Genomic DNA, 25,571 nt, shown 5'->3' with positions numbered 1-25,571 from the left:
ACGATGGTAATATGACGATGGTAATCGACCTGTCAAGCCGCGCCCCCCTCAGGCGCCGAACGCCAGGCCGATCGGCGGCAAAACGAAGAGCTGAAAGCCCTAAGCGATGGAATACGCGGGTATGGCGAGCGGGCTGGAGGGGCGCGCGGCGATCTCGGGATCGTCAGTCGAGGAAGCCGAACTTGGCGAGCAGCTTGCGCAGGTAGGTGCGATCCAGGCCCGCGATCCGGGCGGCCTCCGTTTGGTTGTTCCGGGCGGCGAGCATCAGCCGATGGAGGTACGCGCGCGTAAAGCGCTCGAACAGGGCGTCCTTTTGATCGCTGTAGCTGCGCGCGACATCGACGAACTCCGAGAGCGCCATATCGAGGCCGTCCGCGCCCCAGCGGGCGCGATCGGCCGGCAAGAGGCCGATGGCCGCGTACGAGCGAATGGCGTTTCGAAGCTCGCGCACATTGCCGGGCCAACTTCGCGCGCGAAGCTCGACGAGCACGTCGTCGGGGAGCCCGCCGAGCCCGGCCTCTTCGGCGAAGTGGCGCGCCAGGATCGGGATGTCCGGGGCCCGCTCGCGCAAGGGAGGGACGATGAGCCGCACCACCGCCAGCCGGTAGAAGAGGTCCTCGCGGAAGCTGCCCTCGGCCATCGCCGAGGCGAGATCGCGGTTGGAGGCGGCGAGGATGCGCACGCGAACGCGCTTCGCCCTTTCGCCTGCGCGGATCTCGCCCGTCTCGAGCGCGCGCAAGAGCACGGGTTGCACCTCCAAAGGCAGCTCCGAGACGTCGTCCAGGAACAAGGTGCCGCCGTCGGCCCGCTCGAAGGCGCCGAGCCCCGCGCCGGCGAATCCGCCGCTCGTCTTGGGGCCGAAGAGCTCCCCCGCGACGAGATCGTGAACGATGGCGCCGCAATCGACGGTCACGAAGAGACCGGTCGCCACGCTCGAGTGATCGTGGAGCGCGTGCGCCAAGAGCTCCTTTCCCACCCCCGACTCGCCCTCCAAGAGGACCGGGACCAGGGAGCCCTCGAGCCTCGTGAGCAGGGCGAAGAGCTGGCGCATGGGGCGCGTCTCGCCGAGCATGCCGGCGTAGCCCGGTTCACCGTCCTCGAGGCCTTGCTCGAGGGCCTTGGTGTCGGCTTCGATGGCGATGGTCACGCGGCCCAAGGTGAGGCGCCCGCCGAGGCCGACCACCATCTTCTCGACCCGCTGGCCGAGATAGTACGTGCCGTTGCGGCTCCCGAGATCGCGCACGCTCACCCCCTCGGCCGTCAGGTCGAGCTCGACGTGGTTGCGCGACACCGTGGAATCGTCGATGACCAGATCGCACGCGGAGGACGAGCCGATCGAGCACGATCCGGCGTTGAGCGCGTAGGTGCTCGGGGTGGCGCGCGCATCGAGGACGCGAAGAATGGCGCCAAGGGGCCGGCGGGATCGCGCGCGCTCGCCGCTGCTCGCCAGTGTTTCCGTGCTCATCTCGTCGTGGGTCATGGTTGCCGATGCTCAGTACGGGTTGCCGCGCAGCGGTGGAACGTCCGAGGTCGTTGCGGCCGGCGGGATCGCGCGCGCTCGCCGCTGCTCGCCAGTGTTTCCGTGCTCATCTCGTCGTGGGTCATGGTTGCCGATGCTCAGTACGGGTTGCCGCGCAGCGGTGGAACGTCCGAGGTCGTTGCGGCCGGCGGGATCGCGCGCGCTCGCCGCTGCTCGCCAGTGTTTCCGTGCTCATCTCGTCGTGGGTCATGGTTGCCGATGCTCAGTACGGGTTGCCGCGCAGCGGTGGAACGTCCGAGGTCGTTGCCGCGGGCAGCGGGGGGACCGCGGGGGTGGTGCTCGATGGTGGAGCCGAGGGGAGTAGAGGAGGAGGAGTCCTCGTGGGCTTCGCGGGCTTTTCCCCTTTGTCCGCCGCTTTGGCGTTCGGATTGGGGGCGCTCGCGGACGCGCGCACCGGTGCGGGCACGGGCGTGGTCGCGACCGATGCGATGGGCGCCACTGTCGTCGCGACGGGGACGACCGGATCGGTGTGCAATGTGACGATGGGAGCGTCGGGAGCCTGCATCGACAGGGCGCCCGCAGGAGCGGGATTGGCGCGCGGGCCCAGCACACCCGTCCCGATGAGCACACCCACGGCTGCGACCACGGCCGACGTTGCGAGCACGAGCGTCGTGCGAGGGCGGGGGCGGCGAGATTCGGGCAGGTGGACGGTTTCACCGGTGCTCACGGCCAATCCCAGCGACAATTGCGGAGGCGACAATTGCGGGCGCGACACCGGTGGGGCCGACAGCGGCAGGGGCGATGCCGCCTCCGCCGGGGACGCGAGTGAAGCGGTGGCATCGGGGGTCGATACGGCGCGCAGTCCGTCCTTGATGCGTTGTCGTCGCTCGAGGAGCCGCGGCCCTGCTCGATCGCGCACGAAGCGGGCGACGTCGTGGTGCGTTCCGGCGTACTCCGAGTGGAACAGCGCCGCGTCCAGCGCAGCACCGAGATCACTCGCCCGCTCGAACCGCGCGGCGGGATCGCGCGCGACGGCACGTTCGACGATGGCGTCGAAGGCGTCGCCGAGCTCCGGCGCCACCTCGGAGGGAGAGGGAATGGGCTCGAGCAGGATTTTACGAATGACGACCAGGTGGTTTTCTCCGACGAAGAGCCTGCGGCCGGCCAAGATTTCCCAGAGCATCACGCCCACGGCAAAAATGTCGGCCCGCTGATCGAAGCCTTGGCCCTCCACGTATTCGGGCGCCATATAGGAGACTTTTCCCTTGAGCGTGCCAAAGGTCGTAGACGTCTCGTGCGCATAAATGCATTTCGCAATTCCGAAATCGGCGAGCCTCGAGACTCCATCGATCCCGACCAGGACATTTTGCGGCGACACATCGCGATGCACGGCGCCGAGCGGGCGATCCTCGTCGTCCGTCAGATCGTGAACGGCTTGCAATCCGGCGCATAGATCGCGAATGGCGCGCAGCCCCACCCGAATCATGGTCTTTCGATCCCGATCGGCGATGCCGCTGAAGAGCTCGTGAAGCGAAGCCCCTTCGACGTAATCCATGACGAGCAAAATGGAGTCGGCTTGGGCCTCCACGTCGCGGACTCCGACGAGGTTCGCGTGCCGCATGCGCGCAGCGAGCCGCGCCTCCGCCATGAGCCCGCGGCGGAAGTCGGGCAATTGCATGATGTGCGGGTGCGGGCGTTTGATCGCGACGAGCTGCTCGAACCCGAGATCTCCGCGGAGCCGTCCGACGTAGACGGTGGCCATACCACCCGAGGCGATCTTGACGAGGCGCTCGTACCGCGACGTCGGCGTGAGATCCCTCGGGCTGGACGGCGCCGCTCGTTCCATCAAAAGCCTCCGCGGAGCGCCGCCCCGGCTCCTTGGGGGCCGACCGTGAGCTCGGGGCGGAGCGCTGAATCGCCGCCGCGCGGCTTCCAATCGACGAGGAAAATCCCGACGGCGGCCGTCAGCGCGGCCGATGCAATCGCGCCGCCCAGCAAGATATTCGTACGAAGGAGCGAGCCCTTGCCGTCGTCGGCCTTTCGATTGCAATCGTCGCTCGTCTTTTGCGCGCACCCCTGATCGAGAAAGTCGCGATGGGTACCCTTCGTGTCGAACCACGAGAGCACGGCGCCCCCCGCGAGGACCGCGGTCGTGCCCGCCCCAATCCAGAACCACACCGGCGAGGGACCGTGGCGTTCCGCACGTTTCGGTTGTGCCACCGGTGTCGGCGGTCGAAGAACCACGCTTGTGGCTCCGGCAGATGTTATCTCCACGTGATGCTCGTCGCGGTAACCAGGATATGAATTCGTAATCAAACTAATGGTGTGGGGTCCCGCGGTCAACCATCCTTCGTCGGAGGGGTCGAGCGGCTTCCCGTCGATTTCCGCTTCGCAGTGCTGCGGACAACGAATCTCGATTCGCCCGGCGCGACCGTAAAACTTCTCTTTGGCTTTGCGCGAAGCGTGCTGCAGCTCCGCGTTCTGCGGATTGCGCGCGGCTCGCGCCACCAGCATCGATCCCAACGCGGGCTCGTCGGCGGCTACGCTCGAGTCGATCGCATCGGCGAGGACGAAGTCGTTGGGGACGAGCTGATCGGCCAGCGCGAATTGCCGTGCGGCCGCCCCGAACTCCTTTCGAGAGTGGAGCACGACCGCGCGATTGTACGCACTGCGTGCGGCGGTTTGAGCGGGGCTCTGCGTTTGCGCGTGCAAGGGTCCGCTCGCGAGCATGAGCGCCAGGATGATTGTCCGTGGAAGGAGGATCGTTCGACGCCGCTCTGCTTCGTGCCCTAGGTGCGCTCGGAGATTAGCAGGACGCATTCCGAGGCCATGATGCACGAAAACATCAAAGTTCGATGCATCGATCCTGCAGGTCGTGCGATTGAGGGGCGGGTCCGTGCTACATGCACGGACTCACGGCGCGCATGGGTGAGCGATTTTTATTTTAATCGATGTCCGATGCACTACTCGGATTGAGCTATGGCTATCAATAAATATGAATGGGCAACGAGTGCGGGGGGCGCGGCTTCCGCTTGCGCTTCGGTTGATGTTCCTGTCGGGCGTTCTTCACGCGCCATTTGGCTGTTCGCTCGACTTTTCCTCAGGTCGGGGGCAGGGCACGCTCGGCGAGTCGGGCGGGGATCACGGCGACGGCGGAGGTGGAGCTCCAAGCAGCCAACGCTCGGGCTGCGAAACGCCCAAGGCCTGCAGCGGGGGGGATTGCTGCAGGTCCACCATCGTGACCGGGGGTACATTCAATCGGCTGCAGAACAACGCGGAGTATCCGGCGACGTTGAGCGATTTCCGCCTCGACATCCACGAGGTGAGCGTGGGGCGATTTCGCGCGTTCGTGGACGCGGGAAAGGGCACGCGCGCAAATCCGCCGGCTCCCGGCGCCGGTGCGCATCCGAATTTGCCGGAGAGCGGATGGATCAAAGCGTTCGATGACAAGCTCTTAGCGGACAGCGCGGCACTGCGGGCGGCGTTCGCGTGCGACGATGGTAGCATCGAATCCTGGACGCCGGCGCCGGCGACGCAGGAAAACCTGCCGATGAATTGCATCACGTGGTACGAGGCGTTCGCGTTCTGTGCTTGGGACGGAGGGTGGCTTCCCACGGCGGCCCAGTGGAACTACGCGGGGGTCGGCGGCAGTGAACAGCGCAGTTATCCGTGGGGCAATGCTGCCATCGAGCCCTCACGTGCCGTGTACGGCTGCACGACGCACTGCAATCTCGGCGATCTCAGGCCCGTTGGATCGACGTCGCCAAAGGGCGACGGGAAATGGGGGCACTCCGATCTCGTCGGGAACCTCTGGGAGTGGACGCTGGACACCGGTGCGAGCCTTCCGAAGCCCTGCAACGATTGTGCGAGCCTCGTGGCCGATCCGGACCGTGTGCGCTTCGGCGGAATGGTGGCCAGCAATACGCGCGAGCTCAACTCATGGAGCGGCAGTACGCAGCCGCCGGAGATGCGGCACTATAGCACGGGCGTACGCTGCGGGCGGCCCAAGTGAGGTCGGGAGTCGTCCGAGATCGTTGCCTTTGCTCGCCGGTGTCTCTGTCCACCCGAGCAGGCTACAGACGATCCATGCTGATGGACTGTCCGTGCGCGGCGCGAGGCAATCGGTCCATCCGTGGTACGTCTGCTCCATGGCGGCGATGAGGGTTGCCGGCGAGCACGCCGAAAGCCGCGACGACGGCCAAGGACGACGTCGCGAGCACGACTTCCTACGGCGGCGGGGGGCGAAATTCGGGCAGAGGCTTGGTGTCCTTCGTCGTCGGCCTTTCGACCGCTCCGTCCCGTGCCCCATGCGCGCTCGGAGATTCGTAGGGCGTATTCTGATAACATCAAAGTTCGAAGCCTCAAAACATCTGAACGGTGTGGTGAGCGGGGGCTCGTACGACATGCACGGACCTAATGAAGGCGCAAGCGTGATATTAATTGAATCGATGTCCGCCACACTGCCTGAATTGACTTAGATTGCCGAAATATGAATCCGTATCGATTTTCGGGTGCGAGGCTTTCGTTTGCGCTGCGCCTCTTTCTCCTGTCGGGTATTCTTCATCCGGCATTTGGCTGCTCCGACTCCTCGGTGGCGCCCCGGGGCGAGGACACCCGCGGCGGGCCGGGGCCCGATGGCGGAGGTGGAGATGGCGGAGGTCCTGTCTGGTGGAGCTGCGCAACGCCGAAGACCTGCGGCGGCGGGGATTGCTGTGCGTCCGCTCTCGTGACAGGGGGCACGTTCAATCGGTTGCAGAACAACGCGGAGTATCCGGCGACGTTGAGCGATTTCCGCCTCGACCTCTACGAGGTGACCGTGGGGCGATTTCGTGCATTCGTGGACGCTGGAAAGGGAACGCGCGCAAGCCCGCCGGCTCCCGGTGCCGGCGCGCGTCCAAACCTGTCCAGGAGCGGATGGCTCAAAGAGTTCGACGACAAGCTCGTTGCGGACACTGCGGCATTGCGAGCGGCGTTCGCGTGCGACGATGGCAGCATCGAATCCTGGACGCCGGCCCCGGGGACGCAGGAGAACCTGCCGATGAATTGCATCACGTGGTACGAGGCGTTTGCGTTTTGCGCTTGGGACGGAGGGTGGCTTCCCACGGCGGCCGAGTGGAACTACGCGGCGGTCGGCGGCAATGAACAGCGCAATTATCCGTGGGGCAACGATGCCATCGACACGACACGCGCCGTGTACGGCTGCACGACTCAGTGCACCCTTGCCGATCTCGATCCCGTCGGGTCGAAATCGCCAAAGGGGGACGGAAAATGGGGACACGCCGATCTCGTCGGGAATCTCTGGGAGTGGTCGCTCGACACCGGTGCGAGCCTTCCGAAGCCTTGCAACAATTGCGCGAGTCTCGTGGCCGATCCGGACCGCATGAGCTTTGGCGGTAGCGTGAGCAGCGACACGCGCGATCTCACTGCATGGCGTGGCAGAACGGTGCCGCCGGAGATGCGAAGCTACGACCACGGAGTGCGCTGCGCACGGCCGCTCAAGTGAGGTTTGGAGTCGTCCGCGATCGTTACCTTTGCCGTACGGACCATCCGTCGACCGAGGCAGGTTACCTACGATCCAGGCTGTGGAATTTGCGCTGACGTAGACGAGGCCTGCTGGATTGCGCACGAGCTATGGGGCATCCTCGATGAGCACGACTTCACCAGCTACTTAATCAACGCAGAGGCGAAATCGATGTCCAATGTACCGCTTGATCTGAGTTATGTTGCCCATGATATGAATAGGCATCGAGCGCGGGGTGCGCTGCTTCCGCTTGCGCTGCGGTCATTGATCCTGTCGGGCGTTCTTCATACGGCATTAGGCTGCTCGCTCGACTTTTCGGTGGCGGGGAAGCGGGACACGCTTGCTGGAGTTCCAAGCGGCGAACGGTCGAGCTGCGAAACGCCCAAGACTTGCAGCGGGGGGGATTGCTGCAAGTCCGCCGTCGTGACCGGGGGAACGTTCAATCGGTTGCAGAACAGCGCGGATCATCCGGCGACGTTGAGCGATTTCCGACTCGACATCTATGAGGTTACGGTGGGGCGATTTCGCGCATTCGTAAACGCTGGAAAGGGAACGCGCGCAAGCCCGCCGAATTCCGGTGCTGGTGCGCGTCCGAATCTACCGGAGAGCGGATGGATCAAAGCATTCGACGACAAGCTCGTAGCGGACACGGTGGCACTGCGGGCGGCGTTCGCGTGCGACGATGGCGGCATCGAATCCTGGACGCCGGCGCCGGCGACGCAGGAGAACCTGCCGATGAATTGCATCACATGGTACGAGGCGTTTGCGTTTTGCGCGTGGGACGGAGGGTGGCTTCCCACGGCCGCCGAGTGGAATTACGCGGCGGTCGGTGGCAATGAACAGCGCAATTATCCGTGGGGCAACGATGCCCTCGACACGACACGCGCCGTGTATAGCTGCACGACTCACTGCAATCTCGGCGATCTCAGGCCCGTCGGATCGACATCGCCAAAGGGCGATGGGAAATGGGGGCACGCGGATCTCATCGGGAACCTCTTTGAGTGGACGCTGGACACGGGGGCGAGCCTTCCGAAACCGTGCAATGACTGTGCAAGCCTCGTGGCCGATCCGGACCGTGTGCGCTTTGGCGGAATGGTGGCCAGCGACACGCGCGATCTCAGCCCATGGCGCGGCAGCACAGTGCCGCCGGAGATGCGACACTATAGCACGGGGGTGCGCTGCGCGCGGCCCAAGTGAGATTCGGCGCTGCAGTCGCTCGGTGCCTTCCCATCGCCAGTGAGGCACAGACGATCCCGAGTGCGCAGCCCCGGCAGATCCCGTGATCCGTCTGCTCCATGGGGGCGATGATGGGCGCCGGCGAGCGCGCCGAAGGCTGCGACGACGGTGAAGGACGACATCGCGAGCACGCGCTTCGTACGGTGCGGCGGGGACGGAATTCGGGTAGAGGGTTTGGTGTCCTCCTCTGTGCTCATGGTCAGGCCGAGCGGTAAGAGCAGCGATGGCGCCCACGGGCGCGAGGCAAGCGACATGGCGGCATCGGACGTCGAGGCAAAGAGCAAAAGACCGCTGGCGGTCGTCAGAGCTGCCGATGCGATGAGTACGACGTGTTCCGTGGCCATGATGCACGAAACATCAAAGTTCGAAGCCTCGAAACCTCCGAACGCTAGGGGGAAGGAGGCTCGTGCGACATGCACGGACCTAATGAAGACGCATACGTGATATTAATTGAATCGATGTCCAACATACTGCTCGAATTGAGTTAGATTGCCGAATATGAATTCGCATCGATTTTCGGGTGCGCAGCTTTCGTTTGCGCTGCGCCTCTTTCTCCTGTCGGGCATTCTTCATCCGGCATTTGGCTGCTCCGACTCCTCGGTGGCGCCTCGGGTCGATGACACCCCCATCAGGCCGGGGCCCGATGGTGGCGGAGATGGCGGAGGCGCTGCCCGGTCGAGCTGTGAAACGCCTAAGAGCTGCAGCGGCGGGGATTGTTGTAAGTCCGCCATCGTGACCGGGGGCACGTTCAATCGGTTGCAAAACAACGCGGAGTATCCGGCGACATTGAGCGACTTCCGCCTCGACATCTACGAGGTGACCGTGGGGCGATTCCGCGCCTTCGTGGACGCGGGAAAAGGCACACGCGCCAGCCCGCCCGCACCCGGTGCCGGTGCGCGTCCGAATTTGCCGGGGAGCGGGTGGTTGAAAGACTTCGACGACAAGCTCCTCGCGGACACTGCGGCCCTGCGGGCGGCGCTCCCGTGCGACGATAGCGCCATAGAGTCATGGACGCCGACCCCGGGAGCGCAGGAAAACCTGCCGATGAATTGCATCACATGGTACGAGGCGTTTGCGTTTTGCGCGTGGGACGGAGGGTGGCTTCCCACGGCGGCCGAGTGGAACTACGCGGCCACCGGAGGCAATGAACAGCGCACTTATCCCTGGGGCCATGATGCTATCGACCCGTCACGTGCCGCGTACGGCTGCACGACGCACTGCTCCCTTGCCGATCTCGTGCCCGTAGGGGCGAAATCGCCAAAGGGCGATGGGAAATGGGGACACGCCGATCTCATAGGGAACCTGTGGGAGTGGACGCTCGACACCGGTGCGAGCCTTCCGAAACCCTGCCACGATTGTGCGAGCCTCGCGGCCGATCCGGACCGGGTGCGCTTTGGCGGAAACGTGAGCAGCGATACGCGCGATCTGAACTCATGGCGCGGTAGCACGGTGAGTCCGGAGATCCGGGACTATGGCACGGGCGCGCGCTGCGCACGGCCCAAGTGAGTTGGAGCCGTCCGCGGGGCTCGGCGGCGTCGGATCATGGACGCCGACGCCGCCCATCCCCGCAGGTCACGGACGATCCAGAGATGACCGGACCGTCCGCGGCCGTCGGCGCGGTGTTCAAGATGTGTTGAGCATCCATGCGGTGGACGCGTGCGAAGCCTTGGTCGATCAGTGATACGTCTGCTCCATGGCGGCGATGAGGGTCGCAGGGCGCATATCGGTCCAGCTGGAGTTGACATAGGCGAGGCACGATTCGCGGTTGGCCTGACCGTAGATGGTGGTCCAGCCGGCGGGGACCTCGGCGAAGGAGGGCCAGAGCGAGTGCTGGCCTTCGCCATTGACGAGGACGTAATACGAGGCGTCGGCGTCTTCGAACGGATTGGACATGATGGGCTGCCTTTCGGTCGTCATCCTTCGACGCGGTTCACGCGATCAGCGCGATCCACGCGGGCGGAGGTGACGTAGTTGGTTGGTCAGTGCACGGCCGATATGGGCAATCGGCTCGGGGTGCGTCATCTCATGATGGCCGCAATCCACGATATGTGTCTCGATTCGTCCTTCGATATGCGGCGCCCACACCGAGGCGAGCGCCGCCGGGTCCTCGTGCTGGCGCCCGGCGACGAAGAGCAGCACGTCGCCTTGGAACGGGCGGGGCGGGCTTTGCTCGATCGAGGGGATCACCTGGGTGGCCGCGTTCATGGTCACCCGGCGCAGGGCCGCCACGTGCTTCTCGGGGAGCTCGCCCATCGCGCGGCCGCCCATGGCCAGGATGGTGGCGAGTAGGTTTTGCTCGTATCGGCCGCTCGTGTTCTCGCTCTCGCTCGTGTTCTCGCTCTCGCTCGCATTCTCGCGCTCGCTCGCGTTCTCGCGCTCGAGCGCGCGCAACGGCAGGCCATGGGGCAGGGGTAGCCCCGACGGGTTGGGCGCGGAGTCGAGCAGCGCCAAGAGTGCGACCTCTTCGCCCGCGGCTTGCAGCTCCGCCGCGATGCGGTGGGCGATCGTGCCACCCAGGGACCAACCGAGGAGTGAATACGGTCCGGTTGGTTGAACCGCGCGGATCTGCGCAAGGTAATCCTGAACGACCGCATCCATCGAGCTCGGCAGCTCCTCGTCGCGGGCAAGACCGCGCGCTTGCAGGGCGTACACCGGTTGGTCTGCGGGCAAGTGCCGCAAGAGCCCGGAGTACCCCCAGCCGATGCCCACCACCGGGGGCAAGCAAAACAGCGGATGCTGCGCTCCGGTGCGGCGCAGTGGCAAGAGCACGTCCAGCGGATCGTACGTGTGCGGGGTGCCCGAATCGAGCGCGGCGGCGAGCTGGGCGACGGTGGGATGCTCGAGCAGGGCGCGGATGTTCAACGCGACCCCCAAGGTCGTGCGGATGCGGGCGACGAGGGTGGTGGCGAGCAGCGAGTGGCCGCCGTGGTGGAAGAAGTCGTCGTCGATCCCCACCTGCGGGATCCCCAGCACCTCGGCGAACAGATCGCAGAGCAGCTGCTCGCGCGGGGTGCGCGGGTCGCGCCGCGAGGCCGGCTCCGCGGCGAAGGCCGGCGCGGGGAGAGCCTTGCGATCCAGCTTGCCGCTGGACGTCAGAGGGAACGCGTCGAGGAGGACCACGGCCGCGGGGACCATGTGCTCGGGGAGCGTACGGGCCACGAAGGCCCGAAGATCGGCCGCGCGCGGGGGCTCGACCTCGTCGCCGTCGCACACGACGTATGCGACCAGCCGTTTGTTTCCGGGCGGATCCTCGCGCACGATGACCGCTGCCTGGGCAACATTTTGGTGCTGGGCGAGGGCCGCCTCGATCTCGCCCAGCTCGATGCGGAAGCCGCGGATCTTCACTTGTTCGTCGGTGCGGCCGAGGTATTCGAGCTCGCCCGCCTCGTTCCAGCGCACGATGTCGCCCGTGCGGTACATGCGTGAGCCGGGGCCTTCGAAGGGGTTGGCCACGAACCGCTCCGCCGTCTGATCGGGCCTGCGGAGGTAGCCGCGCGCGAGGCCGGCGCCGCCGATGTAGAGCTCTCCGCTCACCCCCGGGGGCACCGGCCGGAGCGCCGCGTCGAGCACATAGGCGCGCGTGTTCGTGATCGGCTTTCCAATCGGCGGCGCCTCGTCGGCCCCGAGCGCCGCGTCGGCGTTTCGGAACCACGCCGTCGCGTACACGGTGGCTTCGGTGGGACCGTAGATGTTCGCGATCCGGCTCCCGGGCAGCGCCGCGCGGATGTCGTGCGCGGCGCGCGCCGAGAGCGCCTCGCCCGCGAGCACCACCGTGCCTGCGCGGACCGCCAGGCTCCCTTGTGCGACCAGCTGCGCGAACACGGAGGGCACACCGCTGATCAAGCTCGCCTCGCGCGCCGGCGCGTCGGTGGCCGTGTTCGCATCGGCGGCCGTGTTCGCGTCGGCGGTCGCAGAGAGCTCGCCCAGCGCCAGCAGATCGCGCACGATTTCGATGCTGCCGCCGACCATGAGCGGGCAAAACAGCTCGAACACCGAAACATCGAAGTTGAGCGAGGTGGAGGCGACCACGCGCGACAGCCCGGAGGCGCCGAACTCCAGCGCCGCCCAGCCCGCGAGGGCGACCACGTTTTCGTGCGCGACCACCACACCTTTGGGCCGCCCGGTGGAGCCGGACGTGTAGATCACATAGGCGGCGTGCTGCGGGGTGAGGGGCGCCTTGCGATCGGCGTTGGAGACGTAGCGGCTGGACTTGGCGGCGAGGCCCACGTGCGTCTCCTCGTCGTCGACGATCAACCACGAGGTGTCTTCGCTCGCGCGCAGCTCGGCGGCGACGGCGCGCGTGCTCACGACCAGCGCGGGCTGCGCGTCCTTCAGCAAAAAGGCGATGCGCTCCGCCGGGTAGCGCGGATCGATCGGCACATAGGCGGCGCCCGCCTTCCAGACGGCCAGCGACGCCATCACCAGATCCGCCGAGCGCGGCAGCGCCAACGCCACGAGCCGCTCGGGGCCCGCGCCCCACGCGATGAGCAGCCGCGCCAGCCGGTTCGCGCGCTCGTCGAGCTCCGCGTAGGACAGCGAGGCCCCCTCCGCGATCACGGCCACCGCCTGCGGCGTGCGGCGCACCTGCTCGGCGAAGAGATCCGGCAAGGTCACCGGCGGGACGTGGTGCGCGGTCTGGTTGAACGCCACCAGCACCTTCTGACGCTCCTCCGGCCCCAGAAGGTCGATGTGCCCGAGCCGCGACTCGGGCGCGGAGGCGAGGACCCACAGCACCTGCTCGAGGCGCTGCTTCAGCGCGTCGATGGTGCTTCGCTCGAACACGTCGGAGCGGTAGCTCAAATCGATGCGCAGCTGCTCGCCGGGGATGGCGATGACGCTCAGCGGATAGTGCGTGGCGTCCTGCGTATGGAGCGCCGTGAGCTGCACCTGGTCCTCGGGGAAGCGCAAGGTCCCGGAGTCGAGCGGGTAGCTCTCCAGCACGACCAAGGTGTCGAAGAGGTCGCTCACCCCGGCCGCGAGCCGGATGTCGGTCAGCCCCAGGTGATGGTGCGCCATGAGCTCACCCTGCTCCTGGTGCAGCTGCTCCAGCACGGAGCCCAGCGACTTGGTGGGATCGAGCCGCACGCGAACGGGGACGGTGTTGATGAACAAACCGACCATCGACTCCACCCCGCTCACCTCGGGCGGACGGCCCGACACGGTCGTTCCAAACACCACGTCGTCCTTGCCCGTCCAGAGCCCGAGCACGACGGCCCACGCCACCTCCAGCACCGTGGCCAAGGTGACGTTCTGGGCGCGCGCCCGCTCACGAAGCTCGCCGGTAAGCTCCGGGGTCAGCGCCAAGGCCACGCGCTCCGGGATGGCGGCGCGATCCGAGCTCCGCGGCTCGCCGCGCCGCACGATCGACGTCTTGGCCACGTACGTCGGCTCGTCGATCTCCGACAAGGCGTCGCGCCACGCGCTCTTGGCCGCATCGACGTCCCGCGACGCGAGCCACGAGAGGTACTCCCGGTACGGGGTCGGCCGCGGCAACCCCGTCTCGGCCCCGCGCTGCTCGTAGAGCACGAACAGCTCGCGCAAAAGGATGGGGAGCGACCAGCCGTCGAAGAGGATATGGTGGTTCGTGATCAGCAGCCGATAGCGCAAAGGCTCCAGCCGAATGAGCGCAAAGCGCATCAGCGGCGGGGCCGCCATATCGAAGGGGCGCGCGCGATCCTCGGCGAGGAGCCGCGCGAACTCGGCCTCGCGCGCGACCGGATCGAGCGCCGATAGATCGTGCTCGGCCCAGGGCAGCGGGGGCGCCGAAGGAATGAACTGCACCGGCTCCTCGAGATCGGCGGTCCAGAAGCCCGCGCACAAATTCGGATGGCGGCGCAGCAAGGTGCGCGCGGCGAGGGCGAGGCGCGAGGGCTCTACCGGCCCCGCGAGGTCGAGGCCGAACTGCACCGCGTACACATCGGGGCCGCCATCGTCGTAGAGCGCGTGGAAGAGGAAGCCCTTTTGCAGCGGGGAGAGCGACACCACGTCGGCGAGATCCGGGCGCGCGGCCTCCAGCTGCTCGATGGCCTCTTGCGACAAGGCGACGAGCGGGAGATCGCTGGGGGTGAAGCCGCCTGCCTCCGGGCGGGCGGCGTGCGCGACCAGCGCGTTCAGCCAATCGAACCACGCTTCGGCCAAGGCGCGCACGTCGTCGTCGGAGAGCAGGCCCTCGGGGTACGACCAGTGGGCGGTGAGGCGCGGACCATCGGCATGGTCGAGGGTCATGGCGTTGACGTCGAGCACGTGCGCGACCGGCATCTTCGCGTCGCCGCCGCCGCCGAGACCGCCGGCCTCCGGCGCGGGGGCCCAATCGGCTTGTTTGGCCACCGCCGGGAAGCGACCGAGGTAGTTGAACCCCAGCTGCGGCTCGTGCTCGCGGGTCAATTGCGGTGCCGTCTCGGGGTTCAAGTGGCGGAGCAGGCCGAAGCCGATGCCGTGATCGGCGATCGCGTGAAGCTGCTCTTTCACCCGCTTCAACGCGCACCCGAGCCCCGCGCCGCCCGAGAGGCGGTCCGCCTGGGTGACCGGCCCTGGATCGAGGCGAACGGGGAAGGCGCTGGTGAACCAGCCCACGGTCTGCGCGAGATCGGCGCCGGGGACGACGTCCTCGCGGCCATGGCCCTCCAGATCGAGCAGGACGTCCGTGCGATGGTGGATCGCGCGCTGCTCGCGCCATTGGGCGACGGCCAGCGCGAGACCCGTCAACAGCACGTCGTTGATGCCCGCGTGGAACTTGGCGCCCACCTTGGTGAGCAGCGGCGCCGTGCGCTCGGGCGGAAGGGTCAAGGTGAGCGCGCGCGCCGTGCTCACCGTGTGCAACGCCGGATCGAGCGGGCGCTCCGTCAGCCTCGGATCGGGGCCGTCCAGGATGGCCGACCACTTCGGCAGCTCGCGCACGCGCGCCGGGCTTCGCGCCAGCTCGTGCAGCCTCGTCGACCACGTGCGGAACGAGGTGCCCACCGGCGCGAGCGCGGGCGCCCGGCCTTGCGCGAGGGCGCTCCAAGCGCGGGTCAGATCCGAGACCAGGATGCGCCACGACACGCCGTCCACCACCAAGTGGTGCAGCACGAGCAGCAGGCGCCCCGGCCTTCGCGCGCCCGCGTCGAACCACACCGCCTGCAGCATCACGCCGTCCTCGGGCGCGAGGCGCGCTTGGGCCGCGCTCACGTGCTCGGCGAGCATCGAGGGGAGCCGCTCGGCCGCCACGCCGGAGATATCGACCCGTTGCATCGGGACCATGGCCTCGCCGCGCGGGGCGATCCAGAGCGACCAATCGTTGCTCGGGGAGCGCGTCAGGTGCATGCGCAGCGCGTCGTGGTGATCGATCACGGCGTGGAGCGTCTCCCGGAGGCGATCGAGCGAGGCCCCGGCCGGTACCTGCAAGAGCATCGACTGATAGAAGCCGTCCACCGGCCCGCCCAGCTCGCGCAGCCAGCGCATGATGGGCGTGAGGGCCACCTCGCCGATGCCCTCGTCGGGCTCGGGCGGGACGAACTGCGCGGTGGCCTGGGCGTGCGCGGCCAGCGCCTCCACCGTTTTGTGCTGGAACACGTCGCGCGGGGTGAGCACCAGGCCCGCCGCGCGCGCGCGGCTCACGAGCTGGATCGAGACGATGCTGTCGCCACCCAGCTCGAAGAAGCTGTCGTCGATGCTCGGCGGGCGGGCGGGCGAAAGGTGGAGCACCTCGGCGAAGAGGCGGCAGAGCACCTGCTCCTGCGGGGAGCGCGGCGCGCGCGCAGCACGGCGCGACGTTCCCCCCGTTCGCGGCGCGGGCAGGGCCTTGCGGTCCACCTTGCCGCTGGCGTTCAGCGGCAGCGCGTCGAGCATCACGAAGATCGGCGGGATCATGTGCTCAGGCAAGGTCTTCGCGGCGTGCTCGCGCACCTCCGATGGATCGAGCTCCCCCTGGCGCGCCACCACATAGGCGATCAGCCGCTTGCTCCCGGCGCGATCCGCGTGGGCCATCACGGCCACCTGGGCGACATCGGGGTGACGTCCCAGCACCGCCTCGACCTCGCCGAGCTCGATGCGAAAGCCGCGGATCTTCACCTGATCGTCGGCGCGGCCCACGAACACGAGCTCGCCCGCGGCCGTCCACTGCGCCAGATCGCCGGTGCGGTACATGCGCGCCCCGGCTCCGTCGCGGGCGGCTCCGTCGCGGGCGGCTCCGTCGCGGGCGGCTCCGTCGCGGGCGCCGCCTTCACCCGCGAACGGGTCGGCGACGAAGCGCTCGGCGGTGAGGCCCGGGCGCGCCAGATAGCCGCGCGCCAGCCCGGCGCCGGCGATGTAAAGCTCGCCCGTCACGCCGGCCGGCACCGGCCGCAGGGCGCCGTCGAGGACATAGACGCGCGTGTTGACGATGGGCCGGCCGATGGCCGGCGTCTCCGAGCCGAAGATGGCCCCGCTGGTGGTGGCCACCACGGTCGACTCGGTCGGACCGTAGGCGTTCACCATGCGCCGGCCCTTCGACCAGCGCGCGGTAAGCTCGCCCGAGCACGCATCGCCGCCCACGATCAACGTTCGAAGCGCCGGGAGCTCAATCTCGGGAAGGGTCGCCAGGGCCGCGGGCGGGATCAAGGTGTGCGTGATCGCGTGCTCGCCGAGCGCGGCGCCCAGCGCGTCGCCCAGCAGGGGGCCGGGCGGCGGGACCACCAAGGTGGCGCCGGTGGTGAGCGCCATGCAGAGCTCGAGCACCGACGCGTCGAAGCTCGGCGATGAAAAGGCCAGGATCCGGCTGCTGTCCGTGACGGCAAAGCGCTCGACCTCCGCCGCCGCGAAGCTGGCCAGGCCCGCGTGGCTGACCGCGACGCCTTTGGGCTGGCCCGTGGAGCCCGAGGTGTAAATCACGTACGCCAGGTTGCGCGGGTGCAAGGGCGCCGCCGGCGGTCGATCGCTCGTTCGCGCAAAGGCGCCGCGCGCATCGTCGCCGTCGAAGAGCAGCCACGCCGTGGCGCCCGTCGCCAGGGACGTGGCGGCGACGTCGCTGCGGGTGATGGCCAGCGCGGGCTTGGCGTCGTCGATCATGAAGCGAACGCGCTCCGCCGGATAGTCGGGATCGATGGGCAAGTACGCGGCGCCCGCCTTGAGCACCCCCAGCTGCGCGACCACCATGTCGAGGGACCGCGGCAGGAGCAGCGCCACGATCTTCTCCGGGCCCACGCCGCGACCCGAGAGCAGGTACGCGAGGCGATTCGCGCGCGCCTCGAGCTCGCGGTACGTCAGACGCTCGCCGCCGTGCTCCACGGCCACGTGATCGGGCGTCCGATCAACCTGCTGCGCGAACATGTTCGGCAGCGTCGCGGCAGGGATGGCGCGGGCCGTGTCGTTCCACTCGACCAGCAGGCGCGTGCGCTCGGTCAGGTCCAGCAGATCGACCTTGCCCATCTCGCGCGCGGGATCGAAGGCCAGGACGCAAAACGCCTGCTGCAGCTTCTCGCCGAGCGCGGCGATGGTGGCGCGGTCGAACAGATCGGGGCGGTAGTTCAAATCGATGCGCAGCTGCTCGCCGGCCGGGATGCCCACCACGCTGAGCGGGTAGTGCGTCGCGTCCTGCCCGCCGATGCCGGTCAAGGCGAGATCCTCCTCTTGGAAGGGGAGGGCGCCGCGATCCAAGGGGAAGTTCTCGAGCACCACCAAGGTGTCGAACAGCTCGCCCGAGCCGGCGAGGTTCTGGATCTCGGTCAGCCCCACGTGCTGGTGCGCCATGAGGGCCGACTGCTCGTCCTGGAGCCGCACGAGCAGGGCCGACAGCGTCTCGGCCGCCTTCATCCGCACGCGGACGGGCAGGGTGTTGATGAAGAGGCCCACCATCGCCTCGACCCCCGGGATCTCCGCCGGCCGGCCGGACACCGTGGTGCCGAAGACCACGTCGTTCTTGCCCGTCCACAAGCCGAGCACCAGGGCCCACGCGGCCTGAAGGACCGTGGCGAGGGTGACACCGTGGCTGCGCGCCTGCTCGCGCAGCCGGCCCGTGAGCTCGGCCGACAGATCGATGCTCAGGCGCTCGGGCATGACGGGGCCTTGGACGGCGTCCGCGCGCGAAAGCCGGGTCGGGCCATCGAGCCCCGCGAGCGCGTCTTGCCATGCGGCCTTGGCGAGGTCGCGATCGCGCGTGCCGAGCCACGCCAAGTAGTCGCGATACGGCGTCGGCGCGGGGAGGTTCGTCGCGTCCCCGTGGCGCTCGTAGAGCGTGAGCAGCTCGCGCAGCACCAGCGGCATCGACCAGCCGTCGAGGAGGATATGATGGTTGGTCAGGATGAACTGGTAGCGCCGGGGCGCGAGGCGCACCAAGGTGAAACGAAGGAGCGGCGGCGCCGTCATATCGAAGCGCCGCGTGTGGTCCTCGTCGATGATGCGCAGGAGCTCCGCGTCCCGCTCCTTTGGCTCCAGCGCCGAGAGATCGCGCTCGGACCACGCCGGCGCGGCGGCCTCCGGAACGAACTGCACCGGCTGCTCCAGCCCGGAGGTCCAAAAGCCTGCGCGCAGGTTGGGGTGGCGGCGCAAGAGGGTCGTGGCGGCGGCCAAGAGGCGCGCGGGCTCGAGCTGGCCCTCCAAGTCGAGCCGGAACTGCACGTTGTACACGTCGCGATGGCGATCGTCGTAGAGGGCGTGGAACAGCAGCCCGCGCTGGAGCGGCGAGAGCGGCAAAACGTCGGTGGCGTCCGGGCGCGCCTCGCGCACGATCCGCATTTGTTCGTTGGAGATGCCGAGCGCGGAGCTCGCGGCGGCCGCCGTGGCGAGCGGCACGTCGGGCACCACGCCGGCCACCGCGGCCAGCGCCTCCACCGTCTTCTGCTGGAAGACGTCGCGCGGCGTGAGCGCCAGGCCGGCGGCGCGGGCGCGCGAGGCGAGCTGGATGGAGACGATGCTGTCGCCGCCGCGGTCGAAGAAGCTATCGTCGATCCCCACGTTCGGGAGGTTCAAGAGCTCCGCGAACAGGCCGCACAGGATCTGCTCCTGCGGTGTGCGCGGGCCTCGGTGCGCGGTCTTTGCCGTGGCGAAATCCGGGGCCGGCAGCGCCTTGCGATCGAGCTTGCCGCTCGAAGTCAGCGGGAAGGCGTCGAGCACCACGATGGCGCCGGGCACCATGTACTCGGGCAGCCCCTCGGCGACGAAGTCGCGGAGCGCCGTCTCGTTTAGCTCGTTTAGCTCGTTGGCACCGGCAGCGTCGACCACATAGGCGACCAGGCGCTTGTTGCCCGGCGAGTCCTCGCGGACCACGACCGCTGCTTGGGCAACATTCGGATGTTTGGCGAGGGCCGCCTCGATTTCGCCCAGCTCGATGCGAAACCCCCGGATCTTGACCTGCTCGTCGCTGCGCCCGAGGTACTCGATCTCCCCCTGCGCGTTCCATCGCACCACGTCCCCCGTGCGGTACATGCGCGCGCCCGGCCCCTCGAACGGGTTCGCCACGAACCGCGAGGCCGTGAGATCCGGCCGGCGGTGATAGCCGCGCGCGAGCCCGCGCCCGCCGATGTAGAGCTCTCCCTTGACCCCCGGCGCCACCGGCCGCAGCGCATCGTCGAGCACGTACAGCCGCGTATTGTCCAGCGGACGGCCTATCGGGGGCGGGGCATCGTCATCGAGCTCCGCGCCCGGCTCGCGGAACCACGCCGTCGCATACACGGTGGTCTCCGTCGGCCCGTACAAGTTGGCGATCCGGCTCTCGGGCAACGCCGCCCGCACCTCGCGCACCGCGCGCGCCGTGAGCGCCTCGCCTGCGAGCACCACGGTGCCCGCGCGCAAGGTCAACCCGCCTTGCCCGAGCAGCTGCGTGAACACCGAAGGAACGCCGCTGATCACGCTCACGGCCGCCGCCGGCTGCTCCGCCAGCGCCAGCAGATCGCGCACGATCGCGATCGAGCCGCCCATCATCAAAGGGCAATACAGCTCGAACACGGACACATCGAAGTTGAGCGAGGTCGACGCCATCACGTGCGACAGCCCGGCCGCGCCAAACTCCGCCGCCGCCCACCCCGCGAGGCTCACCACGCTCTCGTGCGCGATCAGCACCCCCTTGGGCCGCCCCGTCGATCCCGACGTGTAAATGACATACGCCGCGTGCTCGGGCGAGAGCCGCTGCCTTCGCTCCGCGTCCACGACATTGCCGTCCGAACGCCCCGCGATCGCCGCCGCCGTCTCCGGCTCGTCCACCCGCAGCCACGACGTGCCGTCTTGCTGGCGCCGCTCCTCGGCGACGGCCACGGTGCTCACCACCAGCTCGGGCCGCGCGTCCTCGATGAGGAACGCGATCCGGTCCGCCGGATACTTCGGATCGAGCGGCACATACGCGGCGCCCGCCTTCCACACCGCCAGCGCCGCCACGATCAAGTCCACGGAGCGCGGCAGCGCCAAGGCGACGAACCGCTCCGGCCCCGCGCCCTGCGCGATGAGCGCCCGCGCCAGCCGATTGGCCCGCGCATTCAGCTCCGCATAGGTGAGGACCTCGGGCGCCGGGCTCGCGCATCGCACCGCCACCGCATCGGGCGTTCGCGCCACCTGCGCCTCGAACATCTGCGGCAAGGTCAAAGGCGGTATCGCGCGCGCGGTGTCGTTCCACTCCACCAGCACGCGCTGCCGCTCGGCCGGCGTCATGTCCGGCGAGCGACCCACGTGCCCCACGGGCTGCGCCAGATCGGTCGCCATGTCCGTGAGCAGCCGGACGAACTGCTCGCACATGGCCTCCACCGCCGCGCGCGCGATGGCCCCGGGGAGGAACCCAAACCGGAAACGCAGGCGCGAGCCCGGCAAGGTCACCAGGGTCAGCGGATAATGCGTGGCATCGCCGCCGTCGAAGCCGGCGAACTTCAAGTCCTCGGCCAGCTCGCGGCGGCCCTCGGCGGTGGCCGAATCGATCGGATAGTTCTCGAACACGGCCAGGGTGTCGAACAGCTCGCCCACCCCGGCCAGCCGCTGAATCTCCGTCAGCCCCAGGTGCTCGTGCGCCATCAGCTCCGATTGCTGATCTTGCAGCCGCGCCAAGACCGCGGCGAACGGCTCCATCGGATCGAGCTTCACGCGCACCGGCAGCGTATTGATGAACAACCCGACCATCGACTCCACCCCGGCGATCTCGGGCGGACGGCCCGACACCGTGGTCCCGAAGGCCACGTCGTTGCGGCCGGTCGACCGGGCCAACAAGAGCGCCCACGCCCCCTCCACCAAGGTGTTCATGGTCAAGCCCCGCGCGCGCGCCTCACGGGTCAGCGCCGCCGTCAGCTCCTCGGACGCATCCACCGTCACACGCTCCGGCGTAGCGGGTGCATGCCCGTGGCTGCTCCGGGCGATCCGGGTCGGCTCGTCGAACCCCGCGAGCGCCTCGCGCCACGCCGCCTCGGCCGCCGCGCGATCGCGCGTACCGAGCCAATTCAAATAATCGCGGTACGGCGTCGGTTTGGGCAGACCCGCGTCGCCGTTTCGCTGCCGGTAAATGGCAAATAGCTCCTGAAAGAGCACGGCCGTCGACCAACCATCGAGCAAGATATGATGGTTCGTCAGCACCAGGTGATAGCGGCCCTCCTCCACGCGAAAGAGCGTAAATCGCATGAGCGGCGGTACCGTCATATCGAACCTTCGCGCTTGGTCCTCCGCGATGAACCGCGCGAGCGCCGCCTCCCGCGCCTCCGGCTCCAGCCCCGCGAGATCGCGATCCGCCCAGGGCAGCTCCACCTCGGCGGGGATGAACTGCGCGGGCTGCGCGAGCCCGTCGACCCAGTAGCCCGCGCGCAAATTGGGGTGGCGGCGCAGGAGCGCGCGCGCGGCGTTGGCCAGGCGTTCCGAATCGAGGTTCCCCGACAGGTCGATGCGCAGCTGCACCGTGTACACATCGGGCCCGTCGGCCTCGTAGAGCGCGTGAAACAGAAGCCCCTTTTGCAAGGGCGACAGCGGCAACACATCGATGGCATCGGGCCGCGCCGCGCGCACCACCTCCATTTGATCCGTGGCCACCGGCGCGGCCACCGCCGCCGGCTCCGTCCCATCGACCACACCGGCCACGGTGGCCAGCGCCTCCACGGTCCGATGCTGAAAGACGTCGCGCGGGGTGATGGCCAGGCCCGCCGTTCGCGCGCGGCTCACCATCTGCAGCGACGCGATGCTGTCGCCGCCCAAATCGAAGAAGCTATCGTCGATGCTCACCTGAGAGGCCGGCAGGTTCAAGAGCTCCGCGAAGAGCGCGCACAGGATCTCCTCGCGCCGATCGCGCGGCCCGCGGAGGTTCGCGCGCGCCGCCGTGGGATCGGGCGCGGGCAGCGCTTTGCGATCCAATTTGCCATTGGGCGAAATCGGAAGTGCGCCCAAGGTCACGAACGCCTGCGGGATCATGTGCTCGGGCAAGGTCTCGGCCAGAAAGGCGCGCAGCGCCTCGGTGCTCGGCGGATCGTCCTTCGCGGCCGGCACCACGTACGCGACCAGGCGCTTTTGCCCGGGCCGGTCCTCGCGCGCGATCACCGCCGCTCGGTCGAGCGCCGGATGGCGGGCGAGGGCCGACTCGATCTCGCCCAGCTCGACGCGGAAGCCGCGGATCTTCACCTGATCGTCCGCGCGCCCCACGAACGTAAGCTCCCCGTCGGCGGTCCACCGCGCCAGATCGCCCGTGCGGTACATGCGGCCATCGGGCCCGCCATACGGATCCGCTACGAAGCGCGTGGCCGTGAGATCCGGCCGGTCCAAGTACCCGCGCGCCAACCCCGCGCCCGCGATGTAAAGCTCGCCCGTGACCCCCACGGGAACGGGGCGCAGCGCGCTGTCGAGCACGTACACGCGCGTATTGCCGATGGGCCGCCCGATGGGCGGCGTCTGCGAACCGGAGAGGGGCTCGCTGGTGGTGGCCACCACCGTGGACTCGGTCGGCCCGTAAGCGTTGACCATGCGGCGCCCCTTGGACCATCGCTCCACCAGATCGCTGGAGCAAGCATCGCCGCCCACGATCAAGGTCCGAAGCTGGGGCAGATCCACCTCCGGCAAGGTGGCGAGCGCCGCCGGCGGAATGAGCGCGTGCGTGATGGTGCTCTCGTCGAGCACGTTCGCCAAGGCGTTCGAGGCCAGAGGACCCGGGGGCGGCACCACCAAGGTGGCACCGGTGGGGAGCGCCATGCACAGCTCGAGCACCGATGCATCGAAGCTCGGCGACGAGAAGGAGAGCACCCGGCTCTCGGGGGTGACCGCAAAGCGCTCGACCTCCGCGGCCGCGAAGCTCGCCAAGCCCGCGTGGGTGACCGCGACCCCCTTCGGCCGCCCGGTGGAGCCCGACGTGTAGATGACGTACGCCAGGTTGTCCGGGCCCACCGAGGCCGGCGGCGGCCGCTGCGTCTGCCGATCGATGGCGCTCTGCATGTCCTCGCCGTCGAGCGACAGGAACGCCGAGCCATCGATCGCGCGCAGCCGCGCGGCCACGTCCGACCGGGTGATGGTGAGGGCCGGCTTGGCATCGCGGAGCATGAAGCGAATGCGCTCCGGCGGGTAATCGGGATCGATCGGCAGGTACGCGCCGCCGGCCTTGAGCACGCCCAGCTGCGCGATCACCATCTCGACCGAGCGGGGCAGGGCCAGCGCCACCACGCTCTCGGGGCCGATCCCATGACCGATGAGCAGGTGCGCCAGCCGGTTGGAGCGCGCCTCGAGCTCGCGGTACGTGAGGCGCCCGCCCGAGAACTCCACGGCCACGTTCTCGGGGGTCTGGTGCACCTGCTTCGCGAACAGGTTGGGCAAGGTCACGGGCGGGATCGCGCGCGCGGTGTCGTTGAACTCGACCAGCACGCGCCCGAGCTCGTCCGGCTCCAGGAGGCAGATGCTGCCGAGTGGCTGCTCGAGCGGCACGCTGGCCACGTTCTGGAGCAGCGCCAGAAACCTCCGCTGGTGCGCCTCGAGCACCTCGGGTCGATAGTGCTCGGGGTGGGCCTGGAAATCCACGCAGAGCCCATCGTCACCCTCGCCATCGTAAACGCTGATCGAGAGATCCTCGACCGGCCCGAACGACAGCTTGCGCCCGCCCACCCGATGATCGCCCACGCGCAGATCGGGATCGGGCGGGAAGATGTTGATCATGGCCCCGACCAGCGATCCATCGGTGGCCACGCCAAGATCGCGCCGGAGATCCTCGTGGCGGTACTGCTGATGGCGCAGCGCCTGCTTGCTCTCCTCGGCCGTATGGGCCAAGAGCTCCGCCACCGTCATCCCCGGCCGCGGCGACAGGCGCAGAGGCACCACGTTGGACATCATGCCCGGCACCGTGCGCGCGACCTTGGTGCGCCGGGTGGTCACCGGCAGGCCGATCATCACCTCGCGCGCGCCGGTGATCCGTTGCATGTAGAGTGCAACCACCGAGATCAGCACGAACGTCCAGGGGACGTGCGCCTTCTTGGCGGTGTCGCGCACGCGGTTCATCACCTCGGGATCGATCCGCGCGATCCGCGAGAGGAGCTCGCGGGTGACCTCGGGCGCGCGGCCCGAGAGGGTGACCGGATCGGGACGATCGGCCAGCTTGCGCGTCCAGTACTCGCGGTCATCGGTGAAGTCGGCCGAGAGGCGATAGCGCTCGCCGTCCTCGATCATCTCGCGCAGGCCGAGCAGGCGGGGGGGCGTGGGCGCCCCGGCCAGGCGGGCTTCGTATCCCTCGAAGACCCGTTTGGCGATCAACGTAAAGCCGAATCCATCGAGCGCGATATGATGATTGCGGTGAAACCAGAAGAAGCGATCCGGCGCGATTTCGAACAGCGCAAACCCGAACGACGGTCCGGTCGTCAGATCGATGGGCCGCGCGAGATCCGCTCGCATCCAGGCCTCGGCGGCCGCGCGCGGATCGGGCTCGCCCGACACATCGACGATGGGCAAGGTCCAGTCGACCTCCGCATCGATCCACTGGCAAGGCCCTCCGTCGCCGGAGACCACGCGGATCCGCAGCGCTTCGACCTCGGCGACGGTCTGCCTCAGGGCGGCTTCGAAGGCGGACGCGTCCACGGCAGCGCGGATTTCGAGGTACTCACCGATGTTGTAACGATGGTTGTCGCGATCGAGCTGCTGCGCGAACCACATGGCCGACTGCGCGCTCGTTAATCGAAGTCGACTGCTGCCCATTCGTGACATGTTCCGTCTATTTCCACGCCTGACGACGTAAAGAGGTGAGCTCCCCAACATCCGATTTGGGGGCTTCGATTGGCTGCGATCATCTATGGCCGTATTGCAGTCGAGTTGGAGGCCAAACGGGTCGTCCGGCGCGCCGCCGCCCGCACGGTTTGCCCGATATCCATGCGCGCGCGCACCGCCCGCATCGCCGCATCGACCGTCAGGGCGAGCTCCGAGCGAGTCGAGCGACAGCAGCTACGAAATGACGAGAAC

General features: G+C 68.2%; 10 protein-coding genes. 4 read left to right on the top strand and 6 right to left on the bottom strand.

Going from position 1 to position 25,571, the window contains the following annotated elements; genetic code table 11:
- Positions 1-163: 163 nt before the first annotated feature.
- The 3 genes from LZC94_29160 to LZC94_29150 form a co-directional block, all read right to left on the bottom strand.
- Positions 164-1,465, bottom strand: coding sequence for a sigma 54-interacting transcriptional regulator (locus LZC94_29160; protein WXB11913.1), 1,302 nt, complete (start codon positions 1,463-1,465; stop codon positions 164-166).
- Between the two features lie 277 nt (positions 1,466-1,742).
- On the bottom strand, positions 1,743-3,326 hold the full coding sequence (locus LZC94_29155) for a protein kinase (GenBank protein WXB11912.1): 1,584 nt from the start codon (positions 3,324-3,326) through the stop codon (positions 1,743-1,745).
- Positions 3,326-4,129: a hypothetical protein gene (locus tag LZC94_29150; GenBank protein WXB11911.1), complete on the bottom strand. Its 804-nt coding sequence runs from the start codon at positions 4,127-4,129 to the stop codon at positions 3,326-3,328. The genes LZC94_29155 and LZC94_29150 overlap by 1 nt, the downstream gene beginning before the upstream one ends.
- A 589-nt stretch (positions 4,130-4,718) precedes the next feature.
- Between LZC94_29150 and LZC94_29145 the strand changes: the two genes are divergently transcribed.
- The 3 genes from LZC94_29145 to LZC94_29135 all read left to right on the top strand — a co-directional run bounded on the left by LZC94_29145 (position 4,719) and on the right by LZC94_29135 (position 8,198).
- Entirely contained in the window at positions 4,719-5,492 is a 774-nt protein-coding gene (locus LZC94_29145) for a formylglycine-generating enzyme family protein (GenBank protein ID WXB11910.1), read from the top strand.
- Between the two features lie 477 nt (positions 5,493-5,969).
- Positions 5,970-6,983 carry a formylglycine-generating enzyme family protein gene (locus LZC94_29140; GenBank protein WXB11909.1) on the top strand — a complete coding sequence of 338 codons (1,014 nt, stop codon included), beginning with the start codon at positions 5,970-5,972 and terminating at the stop codon, positions 6,981-6,983.
- Positions 6,984-6,986: 3 nt separating this feature from the next.
- Complete coding sequence (locus tag LZC94_29135) at positions 6,987-8,198, top strand: formylglycine-generating enzyme family protein (protein ID WXB11908.1); 1,212 nt, start codon at positions 6,987-6,989, stop codon at positions 8,196-8,198.
- Here the strand turns inward: LZC94_29135 and LZC94_29130 are convergent.
- Positions 8,162-8,581, bottom strand: a complete 420-nt coding sequence (locus LZC94_29130) for a hypothetical protein (protein ID WXB11907.1) — start codon at positions 8,579-8,581, stop codon at positions 8,162-8,164. The genes LZC94_29135 and LZC94_29130 overlap by 37 nt on opposite strands.
- A 154-nt stretch (positions 8,582-8,735) precedes the next feature.
- Here LZC94_29130 and LZC94_29125 point away from each other — a divergent pair, with 154 nt between their 5' ends.
- The gene (locus tag LZC94_29125; GenBank protein WXB11906.1) at positions 8,736-9,743 is read left to right on the top strand and encodes a formylglycine-generating enzyme family protein; all 1,008 of its coding nucleotides are present in this window, start codon (positions 8,736-8,738) and stop codon (positions 9,741-9,743) included.
- Positions 9,744-9,911: 168 nt separating this feature from the next.
- On the opposite strand, the gene LZC94_29120 is transcribed toward LZC94_29125, so the two are convergent.
- Positions 9,912-10,133 (bottom strand): MbtH family protein, encoded by a 222-nt coding sequence (locus tag LZC94_29120; GenBank protein WXB20262.1) that lies wholly within the window; start codon positions 10,131-10,133, stop codon positions 9,912-9,914.
- Positions 10,134-10,175: 42 nt separating this feature from the next.
- The gene (locus tag LZC94_29115) at positions 10,176-25,310 is read right to left on the bottom strand and encodes an amino acid adenylation domain-containing protein (protein ID WXB11905.1); all 15,135 of its coding nucleotides are present in this window, start codon (positions 25,308-25,310) and stop codon (positions 10,176-10,178) included.
- Positions 25,311-25,571: the final 261 nt, after the last annotated feature.

This window comes from Sorangiineae bacterium MSr11954, assembly GCA_037157815.1.
In the GTDB taxonomy this organism is placed as follows: Bacteria; Myxococcota_A; Polyangia; order Polyangiales; family Polyangiaceae; genus Pendulispora; species Pendulispora albinea.
This window is presented reverse-complemented; position numbering and strand designations above follow the sequence as displayed.